This window comes from Streptomyces sulphureus DSM 40104 (genome assembly GCF_000381025.1).
In the GTDB taxonomy this organism is placed as follows: domain Bacteria; phylum Actinomycetota; class Actinomycetes; order Streptomycetales; family Streptomycetaceae; genus Streptomyces; species Streptomyces sulphureus.
This window is the reverse complement of sequence record NZ_KB905817.1, coordinates 444204-462823: the sequence shown is the minus strand read 5'-3', so window position 1 is coordinate 462823 and position 18620 is coordinate 444204. Positions and strand designations below refer to the sequence as shown.

Below are 18620 nucleotides of genomic sequence, written 5' to 3'. Positions count from 1 at the left end.
CGGCACGGGGCCGACGCGAGCGCCAAGGCCGCTCGGCCGCCCGAGCCGGAGGCCGTTGTCGGCGGTGTCGGGTAGCGTCATTACGTCCCACTTGAACCGCATGGGGGGTTGGCGCAGTGACCACTGTGCAGCAGCCGCAGGCTTCGGAGGGCGGCGAGGAGGACGGCGCCGCGTCGGCCGATCGCGCTGCCGCGCCCGGGAGTTCGGGCGCGCGGCCTCCCGGCGCCGGCCGGCTGCGCGGGGTGCTCGCGGCCTTCGGGCGCACCTGGCGCCGCCCCGCGTACGCGGCGGCGCTTCTCGCGGTGGCGCTCCATCTGCTGTGGCTGTGGCTCTTCGCCTCGGGCGGCGGCGACCTCGCGGCGCAGGACGCCTGGGCCGAGTTCTCCTCCCAACACCCGGGCTCCGCCTACAACTTGGCGTGGTACGGCGGGATGCACCCCGTCTCCTACAGCGTCGTCTCGCCGTACATCATGGCGGCGATCGGTGTCCGCACCACGCTGATACTCGCCGGGGTCCTCTCCGCCTGGCTGCTGGGCCTCGTCCTGGAGCGGCGCGTGGAGCGCGCGTTGCTGCCCGCGCTGTGGGGCGCCTTCGCCTTCGCCTGCAACGCCGCTTCGGGGCGGGTGACCTTCGCGCTCGGCGTGCTCTTCGGTCTCGCCGCCGTCGCCGTCATCTGGGCGTGGCCGAGACGGCTGCGCGCCTCCAGGCTCGGGCAGGTGACGCGCGCGCTGGCGACCGTCCTCTTCGCCTGCCTGGCGACGGCCGGCAGCCCCGTCGCCGGGCTCTTCCTCGAAGTCGTCGCCGGGGCGCTGCTGCTCTCGGGGCGGCGGAAGGCCGCGGCGGCGCTCGCCGTCGGGCCGCCCGTCGTGGTGGCGTTCTCCGCGTTCTTCTTTCCCTTCCAGGGCACCCAGCCGATGCCGCTGGTCTCGCTCGTCTTTCCGGTGCTCTGCTCGATCGCGGTGCTGGTGCTCGTGCCGCGCGAGTGGCGGACGGTCCGCCTCGGCGCCGCCGTCTACGGCCTGGGCACCATCCTCACCTGGGCCATCCCCTCCCAGATCGGGTCGAACGTCGAGCGGCTCGGGCTGCTCTTCGGTGCCGTCGCGCTGCTCGCCGCGGTGCCGAAGGTGGTGGGCAGTTGGCGCAGCAGGAGCGGGGTGGTGATGGTCGTCGCGCTCGTCGTGGTGATGGGCTGGCAGATCAGCAAGCCGGTCTGGGACATCGCCCGGACCACGCCCGACCCGGTCTGGGCGACCAGCCTCGCCCCCCTCGTCGACCAGTTGGAGCGCAGGGACGCGGACAAGGCGCGCGTCGAGGTGGTGCCGGCCGCGAGCCACCGCGAGTCCTCCGCGCTCGCGCCGCACGTCAACCTCGCCCGGGGCTGGAACCGTCAGGCGGACCGCGACCGCAACCCCGTCTTCTACGACGACGGGAGCCTCACCCCCGCCACCTACCACGAGTGGCTGCGCCGCTGGGCGGTGCGGTATGTGGTGCTCCCCGAGGAGGAACGACCCGATGGCGCAGCCAAGCGGGAGGCGGCGCTCGTCCGCTCCGGGCTGCCCTACCTCCGCGAGGTCTGGTCGGACTCGGACTGGCGGCTGTACAAGGTGCGGGGCGCGCAGCCGCTCGTCCCCCCGCCTGCCGAGATAGAGCGCGCAGGGCCCGAGGGCGTGACGGTGAAGGTCCCCCGAGCCGGCGAGGTGTGGCTGCGGGTGCCGTGGTCCCCGTGGCTCTCCGTCGTCGATGCGGACGAGAAGCCGTACCGCTCTCCGGCGACCCCCGAACAGAACGTCCACGGCTGCCTCCGCAAGGCGGAGCCGACGGTCGGCGGGCCGCCGCCCCAGGGCAAGGACGAGCCCGTTTTCGACACCTGGACCGTCCTCGACGCCCCCGCAGCCGGCACCTACCGCATCACGGCCCCCTACCGCGTGCCCCGCGGCACCACTTGCCCGGAGCCCCAGGAGGCGGGCGAGGGCGCCGGGTCGGAGAGCTCGCCAGGGTCCGGCGCTCCGTAGGCGGGGTCGCCGGCCGAGTGGGTGGCCGCTTTCGCCGTCGCGGAAGGTGGCCTTCACGTCAACGCCCGCCCGACGCAAGGAGAGCGACGTAAGCGCGCCGCCGTACGGCAGGACGACGCGCGGGGACGCCCCCGCTTTCAGCCGGTGCAACGCGAAGAGCGGGCGAGGCCGGCGACGTACGACCCCCGTGCGTACGCCGCCGCCTCGCCCGCCCCGTCAGCGGCCGCGGGCTCAGGGCCCGCGGTGGGCCGGTCAGTCTGCTGCTGCCTCGCCGGCCTCCGTGATCCAGCCGGTGCCGTAGACGGCGTCGCGGCCCGGGTGTGCGTTCTCCAGTGCGGCATACCGCCTGCTGCTGGGGAGTTGGGCCCAAACCGCGTGGCCGTGCGTGTGGGGCGTGGCGCTGACGCCCCAGTTCTCGGCGAGGCTGTCCACGATGTGGAGTCCGCGTCCGTGCTCGGCCTCGGGTCCGGGCGAGCGGCGGTGCGGTGCGCTGCCGGCGGGGTCGTGGTCGTGCACCTCGACGTGGAGTCCCTGCGGAAGCAGGCATATTCGGCACGTCACGGTGGCGCTGTTGGTGTGCGTGATGGCGTTGGTGGCGAGTTCGGAGAGGATCAGCACGGCGGTCTCCCGGGTGTCCGGCGGCACGCTGTGCTCACTGAGCCAGGTGTCCAGGGTGTGCCTGGCACGCCGCACGCTGGGGTGGCGTGCCGGCAGGTGCCAGCGGTGTTCGGGGCTCGACTCGTGTGCCGGGCGCCCGGAGAACGACGTGGCGTCGAGTGGGGAGCTGGGCACGCGTGTCGCCTCCATGGGGGAAGGTGCGGTGCGCGCCGGCTGCCTCCCGCGGGCGGCGTCTCCGGCGGCGAACTACGCGGCGGGACACCTGGACGCACGTCATTGGACGTCCAACTGCCCCTGGCCGCACGGATATTGGTGCACCGGGTCTGGTGTTCACTATGCGCTGCCCGTGGTTCTGCTCGCAAGTATCAATCTGATAATTTCCCGTCGATCGGTTCGGAGGGGGCGCGTCAGCGCGGCGTCGGTCTTCTCCGAAGGCCCTTTGCGGTGCTGCGATGTCCCGGACGTCGTTTGCGGGCCGTCCTGTTGGCTCCGGCGCATCCACTTCCGTTTCGGTGGGCGCGCGGGTGGGCGGTGGTGCGCCCGGCTCGGCGTCGTGGGCACTGTGCGTGGTCGTGGAGCAGTGCCGTTCGTTCGGGAGCTGAAGGCGCGCGGGGCATTCGCCGGGAGTGCCCACCCGGCTTTCCTTACTCCCCGTACGCCCCCTACGCTCCAAGGGGGTCGACAACTACCCGCCGGCGCAGCCCTGTTGGGCGCGTCCGACGGGAAGTGGAGGCCCCCGCGTCGGCCGGTACGGGGCGGCGGGGCTACCTACCGGTCCGCCGTTCTGATAATTTCGCGGCGGTCCGAGCGGGGTACGTATCCGCTGTGTATGGCCCAACTCCCGTGAAGTGCCGCCGCGTTGGGTTCACGTGTCGTGGTGGGGGAGAGAAGCGGATGAGCGAACTGCCGACCGGCTCCAGCACCCCCACGGTGCTGCGGATCATCCTCGCGAGACGCCTCAAGGAGCTGCGCCTCACGCGCGACGTCTCGCTCAAGGCCGCGTCGAAGGCCCTCGGCACCGGCGAACTCACGGTGCGACGCATCGAGAATGCGCAGGTCGGCCTCAAGACGCTCTATGTCAAGGAGCTTCTTCGCCTCTACGAGGTTCCGGCCGACGAGGCCGCCGAGTTCCTCGAGATGGCCGAGCGCGCCAACCAGCCGGGCTGGTGGCATCCGTTCCGCGACGCGCTGCCGACCTGGTTCCGCGCCTACGTCAGCCTGGAGAGCGGCGCCCGCCTGCTGCGCACCTACGAGCCGCACTACGTCACCGGCATACTCCAGACCCGCGACTACTCCCGCGCCGTGATGCGCGCAGGCTTCCCCAACGAGCCGGAGGACGAGCTGGAGCGCCGCGTCGACATCCGCCTGCGGCGCCAGGACCTACTGGAACGCGCCGAACGCCCCACGATCTGGGTGGTGATGGAGGAGACCTCGCTCCGCCGCGTCGTCGGAGGCCCGGAGGTGATGCGCGGCCAGATCGAGCACCTGCTGGAGGCGATGGACCTCCCGGAGCTGACGATACGCGTCCTCCCGCTAGGCGCAGGCCCGCACACCGCGGCGGCCGGCCACTTCACCTACTTCCGCTTCGACGAGCCCGAACTCCAGGACATCGTCTACACAGAGGGCCTCACCTCGGCCTCCTACCTCGACGAGCCCGAGGACGTCACGACCCACCTGGAGGCCCACATCCGCGCCTCCCGCCTGGCCCACCAGCACCTGCCCGACCTCCGCGGCTACCTGGAGCGGCTCCACAAGGAGTACGGCGGCTGAGGCTTCCTCCGGAACGGCTCCCACGCCTCATCCGACGCGCCAACTTCCACCGATCCGGGAGCGGTCCGCGTACCGGGAGCAGTCACACCTCGAGCGACCTGCGACCGAGACGAGAAGGAGCAGCGTGAGCGACCGCAGAAACGAGATCGACACCTTACGCGCGCACCCCGCCCGGATGTACGACTACTACCTCGGCGGCAAGGACTGGTTCCCGGCCGACCGCGCGGCGGCGGAGGAGGTCCTGGCGCTCTCGGAGAACGTCCGCACCGCTGCGCGCGCCAACCGCGCCTTCATGCGCCGGGCCGCACGCGCCCTCGCAGAGGCGGGGGTACGCCAGTTCCTCGACCTGGGCGCCGGCATCCCCACCGCGCCCAACCTGCACCAGGTGGTACAGGAGGTGGCGCCCGAGTGCCGGGTCGTCTATGTGGACAACGACCCCATGGTCGTCGAGTACGTGGACGTCCTGGCGCACGGCACGCCCGAGGGCGACACCGCCTACGTCGAAGCCGACGCGTTCACCGAGGACGTGCTCAAACATCCCGCCGTCACCGGCACGTTCGACCTCTCGCAACCGGTCGCGCTCTGCTTCTTCGCGCTCCTCCACTTCGCTCCGGACGAGCGCAACCCGTACGCGCTCGTCCGCGACATGTGCGCGCGCCTCCCCTCCGGCAGCCACCTCGCGCTCTCCCACATCACGCCGGACTTCGCCCCCGAGGACACCCGGCGCGGCGAGGAGATCTACCGGCGCAGCGGCACCCCGTTCCAGGCGCGTACGCGCGAGGAGTTCGTCCGCTTCCTCGACGGTCTCGATCTGCTGGAGCCAGGGGTCGTGGTCGCCGACGAGTGGCGCCCCGACCCCTCGGACGAGCAAGGGCATCCGAAGTGGGAGCCGGCGCAGGTCGGTTCTTACGCGGCGGTGGCGCGCAAGCCCTGACACGTCGCGGGGGCTGACGAAAAGAGCGGAGCTCTCCCGGGTTTTGTCGCCTCCGGGCATTTCTGTCCGCAGTGTTGAGTGCGCGGGGGTCTGCCTCTATCTTCGGTTCGTTTACCGGAGAGTAGTCAGGAGGCCCAACCGTGCGTGCCAGACGTCTACTTGCCCTGTGCTCGGCAGCTTTCGCCGCCGTGCTGCTGACCCCGGTCGCGGCCGGGGCCGAGACCGCAGACCCCTTGGAACGCTACGTCGCCCTCGGCGACTCGTACGCCTCGCTCGGCTCTCTCACCAAGACCGTCATCGACCCGGAGACGGGGTGCCTGCGCTCGCGCGACAACTACCCGGCGCTCGTCGCCGAGGGCCTCGAAGGCACCGAGTTCGTCGACGCCACCTGCGCGGGCGCCGTCACCGACGGCGTCCTCGATCCCCAACTGGAGTCGGTCACCCCGGAGACCGACCTCGTCACCCTCACCGTCGGCGGCAACGACGTCGGCTTCGCCGACATCGCTCTCACCTGCGCCCTGCGCAGCGTCCCCGACCCCAAGGGCACGCCGTGCAAGGACCACTACACCGAGGGCGGTGCCGACCAGCTCGCCCAACGCATCGCCGAGACCGCCCCCAAGATCGACGACGTCCTCGCCGGCGTGGCCGAACGCGCCCCGGACGCCCGGGTCGTCGTCACCGGATACCTGCGTATCCTGCCCCCTGACACCGGGTGCTGGCCGGCGGTCCCGATCTCCGCCGGCGACGTCGCGTACATCAACAGCGTCCAGGACAAGCTCAACGCCATGGTCGGCGACCGCGCGACGGCGGCCGGCTTCGACTTCGTCGACCCGGGCACGACCCAGGGCCACGACGCCTGCCAGACGCCGAGCAACCGGTGGGTCGACGGCCTCCTCCCGCTCTCCAACGGGGCCCCGCTCCATCCGACGGCAGCCGGTCAGCGGCATGTGACGGAGCTGATCAACACCCGTCTGTAGGCGGAGTCGTCGCGGCGGCGCGTGCGGGACGCGCCGCCGCGCGGCGGCCTCAGCCGCAGTCGTCCTCGACGGCGCCGCCCTCGAAGCGCTCACCGAGGAACTGCACCGCGGGCAGCGACCCGAGGATCGCCGTCCCCACGTGGCTCTGCCCCGCGAACGAGCGCCACTTGACGGGGTTGCCCTCCGCGCACCAGTCGTCGCGGAGCCCCTCGCCGAGGTGGCGCGGGATGATCTCGTCCGAGCCGCCGTGGTAGACGTACGCGGGGAAGCCGGGTGCCTGTGTGCCGAGGGTGGACTCGGCGAGACGCTGCTGCCAGTCCTGCTCCTCCAGCGGGTTGCTCGTGGTGTTCTCCGCGATCGTCTCGCCCGCTGCCGAGTCGAGGATCTCGTCCGTGCACCCCTCGCGGGTCTCCGCGATGAGGGCGCGGCCCTTGTCGTTGAGGTAGCCGTCGAGGCCGAGTTCCGGATGGGCGGCGTCGTGGCCGATCGCCGACATCAGGACGAAGCCGGCGTTGTCGCCCCCGTCGTTGTGGTCGGCGACGTCGGTGAGTTCGGCGGGGACGCCGCCGCTCGCCACGCCCTTTACGTCCAACTCGGGCGCGTACGAGGCGTGCAGCTCCGCCGCCCAGGCGCTCGCCTGGCCACCCTGCGAGTACCCCATGATGCCGACGGGCGAGTCGGCCCCGACGCCGCGATCCTGCGCCGCCGGCAACTGCTGCGCGGCGCGCGCCGCGTCGAGGACGGCCGTGCCCGCCGCCCTGCCGACCGTGTAGGTGTGGTCGCCGGGCGTGCCGAGCCCCTCGTAGTCGGTGAGGGCCACGGCCCAGCCGCGCAGCAGCGCGTTGTTGATGAGCAGGCTCTCGACGGTCCCGCCCGTGGGGTTGGTCGCGGACGGGGCGCACTGATCGCCCATCCCGACGGTTCCGACGGCGTACGTCACCAGCGGACGGGGGCCCTTGCGCAGGTCCTTGGGGACGATGACGCTCCCCGAGACGGTGTTGCTGCTCCCGTCGGCGGCCGTGGACGCGTACTCGATCCGCCACGCTTCGGTGGCCGTCGGTACTCCCAGGGACAGCCGGAACTCGCTGGGTTCGGCGGCGACGATCCCGCCCGGGTCGGCGGCCGGCGCGGTCCGGTCGTGTCCCGCGGCCGAGGCGACGGGGCTGAGCCAGGCCGCCGAGAGGAGTAAGGCGACGGTGGCGCCGGCGGCCCGGGTGCAGGCGCGGCGCAGGGAATGCTGCATGCGGCTCTCCCAACTCTCCTGTGGGTTGGAGGTGTCGGGCGGAAGCTACCCTTCCGGGCGGGCCGAGCCACTGTCACCGCACACAACTTCGGCCGTAAGGCGTGCACTTGGCGCAAACCGAGCGGCGGGACGGAGCCGCGCTCCGCCCCGCCGCAGGCAACCGTCAGCCGGCCGCCGTCAGAACGGCCGGTCGCCCGCGATGGCGACGCGCTCGGCGACGCGCGGCTGCGGGGCGTAGTCGGCGACGGCGTAGTGCTGGGTGGCGCGGTTGTCCCAGAACGCGATGTCGCCCGCCTGCCAGTGGAAGCGCACCTGGTACTCGGGGGTGTGCGCCTGCCGCGTCAGGTAGGCGAGGAGCCGGTCGCTCTCGGCGCGGTCCATGCCCTTGATGTGCGTGGTGAACGACGTGTTGACGAAGAGCATCTTCCGCCCCGTCTCCGGGTGGGTGCGCACCACCGGGTGCTCGACGGGCGGGAACTCGTCCTGGTGCTCGGCGACCTTCTCCGGGCCGTAGAACCGGACGAAGCCCGGAATGAAGTCGTGCACGGCGACGGCGCCTTCGATCCGCTCCTTCACCTCGTCGGAGAGGTTGTCGTAGGCGGCGGCCATGTCGGCCCACATCGTGTCGCCGCCGACCGGCGGCACCTCGCGCAGTTGCAACACCGCCCCGAGCGCGGGGCGTTCGCGGAAGGTGACGTCGGTGTGCCAGACGTTCTCGAAGGTGGGGACCGAGCCCGCGCTCTTGTCGAACCGGACGACGTCGTCGGCCGAGCCGCGCGCGAGAAGCGGGTTGGTCTCCAGCTCGCCCCAGTTGCGGGCGAAGGCGCGCTGCTGCTCGGGGGTGAGGTGGGCGCCGCGGAAGAAGACGACCTTCCACTCCAGCAGGGCCCGGTTGATCTCCTCGCGGAGTTCCTCGTCGAGCGGTTCCGAGAGGTCGGCGCCGCGGATCTCGGCGCCGATGACACGGCTGAGCGGGGTCACCTCGATACGGCTGTAGGGGCGCTCCTCCCATCCCTCGGGGAAGGGGCTGAGGACGCGCGTGCCCTCGTACATGCCGTCGGCGGGGACGCGTGCTTCACGGAGAGTGGGAGCGGCGGCGGTTGCGGGGGCTTCTGGTGCAACGGTCATGGGACACCTCGGAGTTCGTCTTCGGACCCGTCCGGACCGGGCGGGTCGGCGGGATGCGCGGAAGGGGAGCGCCGCGGCACGGCAGCCGCGACCGCGGTACTCACGGAGACGGGTGAGTGGGCTCCGCAGAGGGGGAGCCCACCTGGAGGTACTAGAGACCGGACCGTTCGCACCCGCGGCGCCACGGGCGACAGGCGAAGCCCTGCGCTGACGTCGAGTGCTTGATCATGCGGGACATTTTCGGACCGAAACTCCGACTCGTCAACTCCGCGTGCGCCCTGCGCATGTGCACGGCGACGCTCCGAAGCCGTGTGGACGCGTCGCGTTCGTCGACGTTTGACAACACACACAGGGGTACGTGAAGACCACGGCCCACCGGGCACACCACCCGCGCCGGGCCGTGAACGAAGCCGGCGGCGGAGCCCGCCACCGGCTGTCGCCTGCACTGATTGGGGCTGACCATGGAGCTGAAGGAACTGCAGCGCGTGTACGCCCACGAAGGGCCCTTCGCCGCCGTCTACCTGGAAGCCAGGTCGCCGGGCGAGGACTCCGAGACGCAGAACCGCCTCCGCTGGAAGGCGCTGCGTGAGCGTCTGGAGTCCCAGGGCGCGACGGAGCAGGCGCTGGACGCGGCAGAGCAGGCGCTCGCCCGCGACCCGGCCGGCGAGGAGCAGGCGGACGGGCGCGTCCTCGTCGCCTCCGCCGACGACGGAGTCGTCCTCGACGAGCGTTGGGACGCCGCCCTCGGCACCGGCGACGACGCGCACTGGGGCGTGCTCCCCGAACTCGGCGCGTACGTCCGCGAGCAGGCTAGGTCGGTGCGCATCCTGCTCGTCTCGGCCGACCAGGAAGGCGCACAGCTCCGCGAGTTGGTCGTGGCGCAGGAGCACGTCCCCGTCGAGCGGAACGGCGAGGAGGTCGAGGGCACCGGCATCGAGACGCCGCACCATGTGCGGGAGGGCGCACTGGCGCACCGCCGTATCCAGCGCCGCGCCGACGAGGCCGTGCAGCGCAACGCCAAGGAGGTCGCCGCGGCGATCGACAGGGCGCGCACCCGGTTCGCGCCCGACGTCGTGCTCCTCGCCGGCGAGGTGCAGGGCCGCACGGCGGTGCGGGAGCAGCTCTCCACGGCCGCGTCCGAGCTCCTCGTCGAGACGGGGAGCGGCGGCAGCGACGAGGCAGGCGCCCAACAGGCCCTCACCGACGAGGTGTTGCGCGTCGCCGGAGAGCACGAGAAGCGCCGCGCGGCCGACGAGCTGTCCCGCCTGCGCGAAGGCCAGGCCCACGACCGCGGCACCATGGGCGACCCCGAGGTGCTGCGGGCCGCTGAGGTGGGCGCTCTCGACACCCTCCTGCTGGAACCGGGCGTACCGGCGAGCCGCGAGGCGCTGTTGGTGAAGTCGGCGTCGGAGACCGGCGCTTCCCTCGAACTCGTCCCCACCGGCACGGGGTTGGAGGACGGCGTCGGCGGCGTTCTCCGCTTTCCGCCGATGGGCGAGGTTGCGGAGTGAGCCCGTATGGGGCTGAACACCCTCCGGGGCGCGACAGATTGACGGTACGGGCTTAGTCGCGTGGGGCGCCCGGCTGGTGGAGGCGTGGTGCGCACGTCTGCTCACCGGCCGGGCGTTCCCTTCGGCCGCTGTGCGGTCGGTGTTCCGCGCGCGGTCCCGCACGGAACGGCCGTTTAACCGTTATGGCTCCGATGCCGAGGAGTTGCGCCTTTCTCGTCGTCCTCCGCGACGGCCTCCTTGCGATGCGGTCTCGTGGCCGCACGCGGTCACTCGGGGGCGTCTGTCCTGCTCGCTCAGGCCGACGCTGATGACCTACCCGCCGGGCTGTCGCCGTCCCCGCCCGGACAGGGCCGCTTCCTGTCGACTCGGATGCCGGGCGCGAACCCGTCGTTGTCCCCGAGCAGTTGACGTCCGCGCCAGCTTCCTCCCCGCTGCCGGAGGACCCGCCGCGTCCCTCAAGAGCCGCCGGACGCCTCCCCGCCCGGCAGGTACACGACCGTCGGGGCGCCGGTGGAGGGATGCCGCCCCACCTCGGCGCGCACCCCGTAGACCTCGGCGAGGAGCTCCTCGGTGAGCACCTCGGACGGGGGGCCCTCGGCGACCATGCGGCCGCCGTCGAGCACGTACAGCCGGTCGCAGAAGTAGGCGGCGAGGTTGAGGTCGTGGAGGGCGAGGAGGCAGGTGGTGGCGAGGCCGGCGAGGAGGGTGAGGAGGTCGAGCTGGTGCCGGACGTCGAGGTGGTTGGTCGGCTCGTCGAGGACGAGGAGCGCCGGCTGCTGCGCCAACGCGCGGGCCAGCAGCGTCCGTTGCTTCTCGCCGCCGGAGAGCGCGTCGAAGGGGAGGGACGCCAGGCGGTCGGCGCCCGTGTGCTCCAGCGCCGCCTCGACGAGGGCGGCGTCGCCGGCGTCGTCGGGCTCCCAGAACCGTTTGTGGGGCGAGCGTCCCATGGCGGCCACCTCGCGCGCCGTCAGCCCGAACGAAGCGCCGTTCTCCTGCGGCACGGCGGCGATACGGCGGGCCCTGGGCTTCGCGCCGAGCGACGCGGTGTCGGCGCCGTCGAGGAGGACGCGCCCGCCGTCGGGACGCAGCGCGCCGTAGATGCAGCGGAGGAGCGTCGTCTTGCCGCTCCCGTTGGTTCCGACGAGGCCGACGGTTTCGCCGGGGTGCGCCACAAGCGTCGCGCCGTCGAGGAGTTGACGGTCGCCGACGGAGTAGCACAGCCCCTCCACGCGGAGCGCGGCGGGCGAAGTCCCGCCGCCGAAAAGGCCGTTCACGTCATTCCCCCTTCGTTCCTGCGGCCGCGCCGGAGCAGCCACAGGAAGAACGGGCCGCCGGTGAGCGCCGTCAGCACGCCCACGGGTATCTCTTCGGGTGCCGTGACGAGCCGGGTGCCGAGGTCGGCGACGACGAGGAAGGCCGCGCCGCCGAGCGCGGAGACGGGGAGGAGGAGCCGGTGCGAGGCGCCGACGAGCATCCGCGCCGCGTGCGGCACCATGAGTCCGACGAAGCCGATCGCGCCGCTCACCGTGACGAGAAACGCGGTGACGAGCGACGCGAGGACGAAGACGGCGGCGCGGAACCTGGCGGTGTCGAGGCCGAGCGCGGCGGCGCCCTCCTCCCCGGCGAGCAGCAGGTCGAGCGGGCGCGCCAGCGCGAGCAGCAGTACCAGCCCGACGCCCAACACCACTGCAGGAAGCCACAGTTGCGACCAGCGGGCGCCGCCGAGCCCGCCGAGCGTCCAGAAGAGGATCGCGCGGAGGTGCTCGTTCTGCGGGGAGAGGACGAGGAGGAGACTGGTGCAGGCGGAGAGGATGTACTGGATCGCCACTCCCGACAGCACGAGCCGCCCCGTCGTCATCGCGCTGCCGCGGCCCGCCATCGCGTAGACGGCGACGAGTGCGAGGAGCGACCCGAGAAAGGCGCCGCCCGCCATCGGGATGGCGGTCACGCCGAGGACGAGCACGAGGACGGCCCCCGTGGAGGCGCCGGAGGAGATGCCGAGGAGGAACGGGTCGGCGAGCGGATTGCGCACCAACGCCTGCAACACGGCGCCGACGAGGGCGAGTCCGGCCCCCACGACGCACGCGAGGAGCGCCCGCGGAAGGCGGACGTCCGTGACGATCGTGGCGAGGGGCCCGGGCTCGGACGTACCGCTGAGGGCGCCGAGGACGTCGGGAAGCGGTACGCGGGTGGCGCCGAGCGCGAGGTTGGCGAGGAACCCGGCGGCGAGCACCGCGGCGAGGACGGCGAGCACGAGCGTCGGCCGGTAACCGCTCTTCCCTGTGGCCCTGTTGCGGATGGCGAAGCTCATCGTCCGGCCTTGTCACCGGATTTGGGGAAGCGCTCCGGGTGGAGCTGCCGCGCGAGGTCCTCGACGGCCTGCGGCATCCGCACACCGAGCACCGCGGAGGAGAGCGGCAGGACGGCGAACTCCCGGTCGCGGACGGCCGGTACGTCCTGCAGCGCGGAGTCGTCGAGCAACCGCTTGCGCTTCTCGGTGAGGGGCGTTCCCGCGTAGTCGTAGAGGAGCACCGTCTCGGGCTGCCGCTCGACGACCTTCTCCCACGAGACGTCGGCGAACGGCTTTCCGACGTCCGCGAAGACGTTGCGGCCGCCGGCCCGCTCGATGAGCTCCACGCCGATACCGCCACCGCCTGCGGTGAAGGCGGAGCCTTCCCCGCTGTCGTAGACGAAGACGTCGGTGCGGTCGACCCCGTCGAGGCGTTCCGCGACGGCGTCGAGCTGCTCGTGCTGCCGCTCGATGAGACGCTCGGCGCGCTTGGGCACCCCGAACACGCGGGCGGTCTCGCGGAGTTCGCGCTCCAACTCGTCGGGGCCGACGCGGCCCTTGGTGCAACTCTCGATGTTCAGACGGGTGTTGATGCCGCTCTCGCCGAGCGTCGAGCGGTCGCGGCCCTCGCTCTTCTCGAAGGCCGACTCGTACCCCCCGTAGACGAAGTCCGGGTTGGCCCCCAACAGCGCCTCCCGGGAGGGGTACTGCTTCGCCAGCACATCGATCTTGCGGTACTCCGCGGCGTACTCGGGCAGGATCTCGTCGTCGAGGAACGCGGTCCCGACCATGCGGTCGCCGAGCCCCAGCGCGAGCAGCACTTCGGTGGCGTGCTGATTCATCGCGACGGCGCGTTGCGGGGGCTCCTCGTAGGTCGTGCGCACACCGCAGTTGGTGACGGTGTAGGGGAAGCCGGCCGGCCTGGCGCCCTTCTCGTCGCCGCTCCCCGCGTCGGCGCCGCACGCCGTGAGCAGGAGCAGACAGCCGAACAGGACGCCGAACGGGCGCAGTTGCGAGGCAGGGCGTGGCCGCGCCATGTCTTCCTCCTCAAGGGGATGTCCGCGTCCCCTGGTTGTGAGGCGGGCGACAGGGCAGTGTCTGACTCACGGCCGACCAGGACGCAAAGCGCCCGTCGGCCGCTCACAGTGGCGGGACCGCGCCGGACTCACACCGGCTTCCTCGTCCTCTGCCGCCTCGATCGAGTGGTTGGGGGGAGTCTGCCATACGGGGGTGGAGTGGGTTCGTGCAGGTGGAGTGGGTGCGCGGATATCCGGCCGGGCTGCGGCAACGCGGGCTTGTGGCGGAGGCGTTGACCTCGGACGGGAGAAGACCGGCTTGAGCATGCTGCCGGTGGCTCTCCTCGATAAGTGAGGAACTGCCCACGCAGAATGTCCCGCGCACCCTTCCGAAGGGACGGCGGAGGAGGAAGTGTCCGGGCGGTGCGGCGGGTACCGTTTCGAGCACGGTCCCCCACGCAAGGACGGCGGCGATGACTCTCTGGAGCCACGGCCACGACTGGATCGGTCAGCGGGTGAAGCCCGCGAGGTGGAGGAAGAGACTGGCTGGCGCGTGGACGGCATGAAGCCGCTGGTCTACGCACAGCCCGCAAACGGGATCACGGACTCCGAGCACTACGTCTTCCGCGCCGACGGCGCCACCTGGGCCGGCCCCCGACCGAGCTGAACGAGACCGACCGCATCGAGTGGGTACCGATCTCGGAGATCCGCGGCATGATCGACCGCCGGGAAGTCGTCAGCAGCGGCAGCCTCGTCGGGCTGCTCTACCTGCTGTTGAATGAGGCGACGGGCGTCATCGGCTGAACCGGCGGCGGGGATCGCTGTCAGGGCTCACCCCCACGCCCAGGTGCAAAACACAGAGATCTTTAGCCGAGAACCTCGCCCCGCTCATCACGCGACGGCCACGACGCGACCCGTGCTAGCCCTCACATCGACACCAACCCCCGCAGATCCACCTCGACCGGAAAGGGCGCCTCCACATCCAGCTTCTCCCGGTGCACGGCGTCCGGGGAAGGCGCAGGACCGGGGGTGTCCGAAGCCGCGAACTCGTGCACGGCAGGCGCTCCGTACGCCTCCCGTTCGACGCGCCAGTATGCGCAGTCGGTGCCGGCGAGGAGGCGGGGCTTGGTGAAGCGGTCGGCGACGCGGGAGCCGGGGGAGACCACCTCGACGACGAGGGCGACGTGGGAGGCCGGTACGAACTCCAGGGAGTCCAGGTCGAGTCCGGCGGTCGTGAAGACGATCACGTCGGGCTTGATGACGTTCCGGTCGTCGAGGTGGACGCAGCGTGCGACGCCTGCCGAGTACGGCGGCAGGGCGGCGGTGGCGAGGGCGACGTGGAGGCCGTCGCGCACCTGGTCGTGCCACTGGTCGGTCATCCGCCGGGGCAGGATGGCGCCGCCGGCCAGCTCCCAGTCGAAGGACGGCTCGAGCTGCCGTACCTGGTCGAGTGTCCATCCGCCCTGGGGTGGTTGCCATGCGTCCGCACGTCCTTCGGTACCCATGCGTCCCAGGGTGGGGGAGAGCGACGCGGCAGGTGCGGACACCCGACTGCAAGGCACCCTTGCGAGTGCATTCGGACTGCGGGGCGTTGACGGTCGGGGAGCGCGCGCGTCCCCGACCGCCCCCGCCTCACTCCGCCTTCGGCACCCGCCCGATCGCGCGCCCCGCCCACGCCGGCGGCTCCTCCGCGAGGGAGGCGAGGCGCTCGCGCACCTCGTCCGGGAAGGGCGAGGTGCGTCCCGTCGACTGGTCGACGTGGAGCGCGAGCAGCTCCGTCGTCGCCACGGGGGCGGCGTCGTCCGGGGGCGGCGCGGCCTGCTCCAGCCCCGTGAACATCTCGTGGGTGAAGCGGACCTTCTTGGCGTCGGCGCCCAACACCCTTGTGCGGACGGTGAGTCGGGCGCCGTCGTCCACCTCGTTGAGGTAGCGGATGTGCGACTCGACGGTGTAGAGCGAGCAGCCGCTGCGCTCGCGGTAGGTGGGGCCGAGGCCCGTCTCCACCATCAGTGCGTCGGTCGCGTGCCCGAAGACGAGGACGTAGTACGCCTCGCTCAGATGCCCGTTGTAGTCGATCCACTCGGGCCGCACCCGTTCCTCGAAGCAGGGCAGCGGCGCGGTCACGCGGCACCTCCGCGCTGGCCGGGGAGGCGTCCCGTGGCGCGGAGGACGTCGATGACGCCCTTGTCGCGCTCGGCGACGAGGTCCGCGATGGTCCGTCCGGCGGCGGCCTCGTCGCAGCCCTCCACCATCGCGTCCCGGAGCGCGGTGTCGAGCTCGGGCGCCTCGAGGCGGGTCCAGGGCGACTTCAGCGAGGGGCCGAAGTGGTCGAGCATGTGGGCCATTCCGCCCTCGCCGCCGGCGAGCGCGAAGGTGAGGCAGGGACCCATGAACGCCCAACGCAGGCCGGGGCCTTCGGTGATGGAGTCGTCGATCTCCTGCACCGTCGCCTCGCCATTGGCGACCATGTGGAGCGCCTCGCGCCACAGTGCCTCCTGCAGCCTGTTGGCGATGAAGCCGGGCAGCTCCCTGTCCATGGTGATCACCGACTTGCCGGCGACCTCGTAGAACTTGCTCGCCCACGCCACCGCGTCGTCAGCGGTCTGCTCCCCGCCGACGACCTCGACGAGCGGGATGAGGTACGGCGGGTTGAACGGATGTCCGACGAGGAGGCGCGACGGGTCGGCCGCCTCGGTCTGCATGTCCGTCATCGGGTAGCCGGAGGTGGAGGAGGCGATCACCGCGCCGGCCGGGGCGGCGGCGTCGAGCCGGGCGAGAAGGTCGCGCTTGAGTTCCAGCTTCTCGGGAGCGCTCTCCTGGACGAACTCCGCCTCGGCGACGGCCTCTTCGAGCGTCGGCACCACGGTGAGCCGCTCGGCCGAGGCGCCCTCCGCGAGGCCGAGCTGCTCCAGCGCGGGCCAGGCGGCGTCGACGAGTCGGCGGAGCTTCTCCTCCGCGTCGGGCGCCGGGTCCCAGGCGGTGACGGAGTAGCCGCGCGCGAGGAAGTGCGCGACCCAGCCGCCGCCGATGACGCCTGCGCCCACGCAGGAGACGCGGGTGACGTCCTCGGGCGGGCAGGAGGGGGTGAAGGGCATGAGGGGTCCTTGCTCGAGAAGGGGACGCGGATCGCGGCCCCGGTGACGACAAACGTGCGGGGAGGGGGAGCCGGGCGCGGCGGCAGGGCGCCGGCAACTCCCCCTCCGTCAAGGGGTGTCGGGGCGAAAGCCGCCCCGAGTGCGGGCTCAGCTACGCGGCTTGAGACCCATGCGCTGCCGCGCCTCGTCGGGTGTCGCGACCGTCGCGCCCAGCGACTCGGTGATCTGCACGGCACGCTCGACGAGTTGGCCGTTGGTGGCCTTCACGCCGCGGCTGAGGTAGAGGTTGTCCTCCAGGCCGACGCGGGCGTTGCCGCCGAGCAGGATCGACTGCGCCACCCAGGGCATCTGCATGCGGCCGAGCGCGAAGCTCGCCCACTGGGCGCCCTCGGGCAGCATGTTGACCATCGAGTTGAGCACGCCCGGGTCGGCCGGGGCGCCCCACGGGATGCCCATGCAGAGCTGGAAGACGGTCGGGTCGTCGAGGAGGCCCTCGGCGAGGAGCTGCTTGGCGAACCAGAGCTGCCCGGTGTCGAAGATCTCCAACTCGGGCCGTACGCCGAGCTCCTGGATGCGCTTGGCGCCGGTGCGCAGCATGTCGGGGGTGGAGACGTAGAGGTTGGAGCCGTCGCCGAAGTTGAGCGAGCCGCAGTCGAGCGTGCAGATGTCGGGGAGCAGCTCCTCGACGTGCGGCAGCCGCTCCAGGCCGCCGACGAGGTCGGTCCCCTCCAGTTGCTCCAGCGGCCGCTCCGGGTCGATCACCAGGTCGCCGCCCATACCGGCGGTGAGGTTGATGACCACGTCCACGTCGGTCGCCTTCACCCGCTCGACGACCTCCTGGTACAGCCGCGTGTCCCGCGAGGGGGCGCCGGTCTCGGGGTCGCGGACGTGGATGTGGACCACGGCGGCCCCGGCGTTGGCGGCGTCCACGGCCGAGCTGGCGATCTGCTCCGGTGTGACGGGCACGTGCGGGCTGCGCCCGACGGTGTCGCCGGCCCCCGTGAGGGCGGCGGTGATGATGGTGGATTCGGTCAGAGGCATGGTGAACCTTCCGTCGACGCGGGGGAGTTGGTGCGGTTTCTGGTCGTGCCGGAGCGCGGGACGTGGTGCGGTCCGGTTGAAGTGGCGGCGTCAGGCGTGGAGTTCGGTCCGGACGTGGGAGAGCAGCGCAGCGTGCATCTCCTCGGGGGTGGTGCTGTGCTCCTCGCCGTCTCCGGCGAGCACCTGGTTGGCCAGGCCGTCGATGAGGGCGGTGAGCCGCAGCGCGCTGAACTCCGGGTCGACGTCGCGGAGTACGCCCTGCTCGACGCCGCGGCGCAGTACGTCGGCGACGGTCGTGCGCCACTGCCTGTAGTACTCGACGTGGAGCCGCCCGATCGCCGTCGACCTGGCGGCCTGGGCCCACAGGTCCATCCACACGAGCCACTGCCTGCGCTGCTGCGCGGTGCGCGGGGTCTGGAGCGCGATGAGCTGGTGGAGTTCGTCCGCCGCGTCGTCGGCCTCGGCGAGGTGTGCCGCGCGGGAGGCGGTGTCCTCGTCCATGCACCAGCGGACGGCGGCCTCCAGGAGCTCCGCGCGGCCGGGGAAGTGGTAGTGGATGGTGGCCGTGCTGGTGCGGCAGGCGGCGGCGATGTCCGCGACACGGACGGCGTGGAAGCCGTGCTCCGCGATGAGGCGGACCGTCTCGCGAACGATCTGCAACGGCCTCCCGCCCTCGGGCGCGGGCCGCGGCTCCGGGGAGCGCGGCGCGGGGAGGACCGGCTCCGGGACGTGCTCGGGGGATGTCCCGGAGCCGGAGCCCAGTAGCCAGGCGGCGTCGACGCCTGCCGCGTCGGCGATCCTGGCGAGCTCGGCGGCGGTGAACCTGCGGCTGCCGCCGAGGGAGCGGGAGAGCTTCGACGGGTCCATCACGATCCGTCTGGCGAACTCCCGCTGGCTGCAGTCCGCCTGCGTGATCACCTGCCGCACGCGCTCGGCCACCTCGCCTCCGATGTCGGCGACTCGGCTGCCCGGCTGGTGCTGCATG

The 18620-nt window shown here is 72.1% G+C and carries 16 protein-coding genes, 1 pseudogene and 1 riboswitch; of the genes and pseudogenes, 6 read left to right on the top strand and 11 right to left on the bottom strand.

The features are described 5' to 3' along the window. Positions 1–116 precede the first annotated feature (116 nt). Positions 117–2012, top strand: coding sequence for a hypothetical protein (locus F603_RS0117190; protein WP_019547219.1), 1896 nt, complete (start codon positions 117–119; stop codon positions 2010–2012). 252 nt (positions 2013–2264) lie between these two features. Here F603_RS0117190 and F603_RS0117185 read toward each other — a convergent pair whose 3' ends face one another. Beyond that, complete coding sequence (locus tag F603_RS0117185; RefSeq protein ID WP_245600807.1) at positions 2265–2804, bottom strand: ATP-binding protein; 540 nt, start codon at positions 2802–2804, stop codon at positions 2265–2267. Between the two features lie 720 nt (positions 2805–3524). On the opposite strand from F603_RS0117185, the gene F603_RS0117180 reads away from it, so the two are divergent. From F603_RS0117180 to F603_RS0117170, 3 genes are all read left to right on the top strand, one after another. Then, positions 3525–4400, top strand: coding sequence for a helix-turn-helix domain-containing protein (locus tag F603_RS0117180; protein ID WP_019547217.1), 876 nt, complete (start codon positions 3525–3527; stop codon positions 4398–4400). A gap of 124 nt (positions 4401–4524) precedes the next feature. Continuing rightward, positions 4525–5334: an SAM-dependent methyltransferase gene (locus F603_RS0117175; protein WP_019547216.1), complete on the top strand. Its 810-nt coding sequence runs from the start codon at positions 4525–4527 to the stop codon at positions 5332–5334. A 140-nt stretch (positions 5335–5474) separates the two neighbouring features. Then, the gene (locus F603_RS0117170) at positions 5475–6311 is read left to right on the top strand and encodes an SGNH/GDSL hydrolase family protein (RefSeq protein WP_019547215.1); all 837 of its coding nucleotides are present in this window, start codon (positions 5475–5477) and stop codon (positions 6309–6311) included. A 49-nt stretch (positions 6312–6360) separates the two neighbouring features. On the opposite strand, the gene F603_RS0117165 is transcribed toward F603_RS0117170, so the two are convergent. Together F603_RS0117165 and F603_RS0117160 are read right to left on the bottom strand one after the other, a co-directional pair. Next, on the bottom strand, positions 6361–7554 hold the full coding sequence (locus tag F603_RS0117165) for a lipase family protein (RefSeq protein WP_019547214.1): 1194 nt from the start codon (positions 7552–7554) through the stop codon (positions 6361–6363). Between the two features lie 177 nt (positions 7555–7731). Further along, complete coding sequence (locus tag F603_RS0117160) at positions 7732–8607, bottom strand: TauD/TfdA dioxygenase family protein (protein ID WP_019547213.1); 876 nt, start codon at positions 8605–8607, stop codon at positions 7732–7734. A 560-nt stretch (positions 8608–9167) separates the two neighbouring features. On the opposite strand from F603_RS0117160, the gene F603_RS0117155 reads away from it, so the two are divergent. Then, on the top strand, positions 9168–10193 hold the full coding sequence (locus F603_RS0117155; protein ID WP_245600806.1) for a baeRF2 domain-containing protein: 1026 nt from the start codon (positions 9168–9170) through the stop codon (positions 10191–10193). 455 nt (positions 10194–10648) lie between these two features. On the opposite strand, the gene F603_RS0117150 is transcribed toward F603_RS0117155, so the two are convergent. The 3 genes from F603_RS0117150 to F603_RS0117140 are packed head-to-tail and all read right to left on the bottom strand — an operon-like array spanning position 10649 to position 13520. Then, positions 10649–11467: an ABC transporter ATP-binding protein gene (locus F603_RS0117150; protein WP_019547211.1), complete on the bottom strand. Its 819-nt coding sequence runs from the start codon at positions 11465–11467 to the stop codon at positions 10649–10651. Next, entirely contained in the window at positions 11464–12504 is a 1041-nt protein-coding gene (locus F603_RS0117145; RefSeq protein WP_019547210.1) for a FecCD family ABC transporter permease, read from the bottom strand. The genes F603_RS0117150 and F603_RS0117145 overlap by 4 nt, the downstream gene beginning before the upstream one ends. Next, positions 12501–13520 carry an ABC transporter substrate-binding protein gene (locus tag F603_RS0117140; protein WP_019547209.1) on the bottom strand — a complete coding sequence of 340 codons (1020 nt, stop codon included), beginning with the start codon at positions 13518–13520 and terminating at the stop codon, positions 12501–12503. The genes F603_RS0117145 and F603_RS0117140 overlap by 4 nt, the downstream gene beginning before the upstream one ends. A gap of 56 nt (positions 13521–13576) precedes the next feature. Beyond that, a riboswitch (cobalamin riboswitch) is annotated at positions 13577–13663 on the bottom strand. A 356-nt stretch (positions 13664–14019) separates the two neighbouring features. Between F603_RS0117140 and F603_RS32295 the strand changes: the two are divergent. After that, positions 14020–14303: pseudogene (locus tag F603_RS32295) on the top strand (NUDIX domain-containing protein); the annotation flags it as partial. A gap of 122 nt (positions 14304–14425) precedes the next feature. On the opposite strand, the gene F603_RS0117125 reads toward F603_RS32295, so the two are convergent. The 5 genes from F603_RS0117125 to F603_RS0117105 all read right to left on the bottom strand — a co-directional run bounded on the left by F603_RS0117125 (position 14426) and on the right by F603_RS0117105 (position 18619). Further along, on the bottom strand, positions 14426–15004 hold the full coding sequence (locus F603_RS0117125; RefSeq protein ID WP_245600805.1) for a Uma2 family endonuclease: 579 nt from the start codon (positions 15002–15004) through the stop codon (positions 14426–14428). Positions 15005–15131: 127 nt separating this feature from the next. Then, positions 15132–15623 carry a thioesterase family protein gene (locus F603_RS0117120; protein WP_019547207.1) on the bottom strand — a complete coding sequence of 164 codons (492 nt, stop codon included), beginning with the start codon at positions 15621–15623 and terminating at the stop codon, positions 15132–15134. Next, on the bottom strand, positions 15620–16594 hold the full coding sequence (locus F603_RS0117115) for a 3-hydroxyacyl-CoA dehydrogenase NAD-binding domain-containing protein (RefSeq protein ID WP_019547206.1): 975 nt from the start codon (positions 16592–16594) through the stop codon (positions 15620–15622). Before F603_RS0117115 ends, F603_RS0117120 begins: the two co-directional genes overlap by 4 nt. A 147-nt stretch (positions 16595–16741) precedes the next feature. Then, a complete protein-coding gene (locus F603_RS0117110; RefSeq protein WP_019547205.1) occupies positions 16742–17635 on the bottom strand; it encodes a beta-keto acid cleavage family enzyme in 894 nt (297 codons plus the stop codon). A 90-nt stretch (positions 17636–17725) separates the two neighbouring features. After that, positions 17726–18619 carry a TetR/AcrR family transcriptional regulator gene (locus F603_RS0117105; RefSeq protein WP_019547204.1) on the bottom strand — a complete coding sequence of 298 codons (894 nt, stop codon included), beginning with the start codon at positions 18617–18619 and terminating at the stop codon, positions 17726–17728. Position 18620: the final 1 nt, after the last annotated feature.

Bases quoted from the DNA above. Each gene is read 5' to 3' on its own strand.
- F603_RS0117180 (WP_019547217.1), top strand. From the start codon at position 3,525: ATGAGCGAACTGCCGACCGGCTCCAGCACCCCCACGGTGCTGCGGATC.
- F603_RS0117115 (WP_019547206.1), bottom strand. From the start codon at position 16,594: ATGCCCTTCACCCCCTCCTGCCCGCCCGAGGACGTCACCCGCGTCTCC.
- F603_RS0117145 (WP_019547210.1), bottom strand. From the start codon at position 12,504: ATGAGCTTCGCCATCCGCAACAGGGCCACAGGGAAGAGCGGTTACCGG.
- F603_RS0117125 (WP_245600805.1), bottom strand. From the start codon at position 15,004: ATGGGTACCGAAGGACGTGCGGACGCATGGCAACCACCCCAGGGCGGA.
- F603_RS0117105 (WP_019547204.1), bottom strand. From the start codon at position 18,619: ATGCAGCACCAGCCGGGCAGCCGAGTCGCCGACATCGGAGGCGAGGTG.
- F603_RS0117160 (WP_019547213.1), bottom strand. From the start codon at position 8,607: ATGTACGAGGGCACGCGCGTCCTCAGCCCCTTCCCCGAGGGATGGGAG.
- F603_RS0117165 (WP_019547214.1), bottom strand. From the start codon at position 7,554: ATGCAGCATTCCCTGCGCCGCGCCTGCACCCGGGCCGCCGGCGCCACC.
- F603_RS0117110 (WP_019547205.1), bottom strand. From the start codon at position 17,635: ATGCCTCTGACCGAATCCACCATCATCACCGCCGCCCTCACGGGGGCC.
- F603_RS0117140 (WP_019547209.1), bottom strand. From the start codon at position 13,520: ATGGCGCGGCCACGCCCTGCCTCGCAACTGCGCCCGTTCGGCGTCCTG.